The 299-nt window shown below is 45.8% G+C and carries 1 protein-coding gene; it reads right to left on the bottom strand.

Going from position 1 to position 299, the window contains the following annotated elements; all coding sequences use genetic code 11:
* A partial coding sequence (locus tag ACJQQZ_RS12570; protein ID WP_408023176.1) for a hypothetical protein occupies positions 1 to 299 on the bottom strand: 299 nt, incomplete at both ends.

Raw genomic sequence — 299 nt, 5'->3', positions numbered from 1 at the left:
CATCAACAAGCACAAGCGTATCTGACTCAAACTCAGTAAGTACATCAGATAGTGCATCAACAAGCACAAGCGTATCTGTCTCAAACTCAGTAAGTACATCAGATAGTGCATCAACAAGCACAAGCGTATCTGATTCAAACTCAGTAAGCGCGTCTGACTCAGCGTCAACAATTGCATCTGATTCAACATCAGTAAGCGCATCTGACTCAGCGTCAGTAAGTGCAAGTGACTCAGCGTCAGTAAGCGCAAGCGACTCAACGTCAGTAAGCGCGTCTGACTCAGCGTCAACAAGTGCATCT

Source organism: Staphylococcus sp. KUGN1 (genome assembly GCF_045984185.1).
Lineage (GTDB): Bacteria > Bacillota > Bacilli > Staphylococcales > Staphylococcaceae > Staphylococcus > Staphylococcus warneri_A.
Note: the sequence above shows the minus strand (reverse complement) of the source record. Positions and strands in the feature narration are given on the sequence as shown.